The 1,289-nt window shown below is 59.0% G+C and carries 1 protein-coding gene; it reads right to left on the bottom strand.

From position 1 onward, the window contains the following. Window positions 1–62: 62 nt before the first annotated feature. The gene (locus tag DMX10_RS32240) at window positions 63–1,199 is read right to left on the bottom strand and encodes an IS481 family transposase (RefSeq protein WP_111264893.1); all 1,137 of its coding nucleotides are present in this window, start codon (window positions 1,197–1,199) and stop codon (window positions 63–65) included. Between the last annotated feature and the right edge of the window lie 90 nt (window positions 1,200–1,289).

Genomic DNA, 1,289 nt, shown 5'->3' with positions numbered 1-1,289 from the left:
GTGTTTAGCCGGGATACATGGGTAACGCTTGTCGGGGGACATGGGTAACGGGTTGCTGGTCGTTACTTCTTCTCTCTCAGGTCGAACTGGCGGATTGTCTTATGGATGAAAATCACATCGTAGACACCATCCACACCGGTGGGGCGTATTGCGATTCGCTCGCCCAATAACCCACCACCGACGAACCGGCTTTTCCCTTTGAATTGCACCTGTCCGGTTCCCCCTACCTTGAGCACCTTGTCCTCCGGCTCGTACTCGATTTCCGGCAATTGCTCCGGGTACGCCCTTAGGCTTGGCTGATAGCGCGATATCGGTGGTAACTGGCCCAGTGCCTCATGAGGTCGTTGTTGGTTGTACTGGTCTCGCCATTGGTCCATCACGCGCTGGCAGTGCTCCATGTCACTGAAGCTGCGATGCAGCAGCTCACGCTTGAGGGTTTGATGGAAACGCTCAAGCTTGCCTTGGGTCTGTGGGTGGTAAGGGCGGCTATGACTGACGTCGATACCCAGGCGCATCAGCCAGACCTCCATCGCAGATAGGCCGCCCTCGATGTTTGAGCCCCAGGGCGGGCCGTTGTCGGCCGTTATCCGGCATGGCAGCCCATAGCGACGGAAAACCGCGGCCAGCTTGGGGTGAACCAGTTCCAGGCGCTCCCCTTCACAGCCCTCCAGGCAGAGCGCAAAGCGTGAATGGTCATCGAGCACCGTCAGCGGGTGACAACGTGGCGAGTTACGGTCCGAAAGATGGAAGTTGCCCTTGAAGTCGATCTGCCAGAGCTCGTTGGGTTGCTTGTGCTCGAAGCGTTGGGTGGCCGGTGCCTGGGCGTCTTCGGCGTGATAGCGCACCTGGCAGCCATGGCGCCGAAGAATCGCATCGAGGGTGCTGTGATGAGGGCGATCCATGGCCTTTGGCAACAGATGGAGCAGCTTGCGAGCGCCCCAATAAGGGAATTGGTGATGCAGGCGCACCACCTCTCGCTCCAGCTCGGCGCTGCTGCGTCCAGGACTCGTCAGCGGACGACGGGACTGATCCTGCAGGCCGGAATCCCCCAGTTCTTGATATCGCTCCAGCCATTTGTAAGCCGTCTTGGGGCTGATGCCGTAGCGTCGACAGAGCTCCCGGATGTTGCTCTGCGGGTGTTGGGCCAACAATACGAATTCACGTCGTATCGACATGGTGGTGCACTCCTGCCACGGCATCGCTCGAACTCCTCTTCGAAGGATCCCGTAAGCCTAAATGCGTTACCTATGTCTCCCGACACCTGTCACCTATGTCCCCCGGCTGAACAC

The sequence above is a fragment of the Pseudomonas sp. 57B-090624 genome (genome assembly GCF_003234055.1).
Classification (GTDB): domain Bacteria; phylum Pseudomonadota; class Gammaproteobacteria; order Pseudomonadales; family Pseudomonadaceae; genus Metapseudomonas; species Metapseudomonas tohonis.
This window is presented reverse-complemented; position numbering and strand designations above follow the sequence as displayed.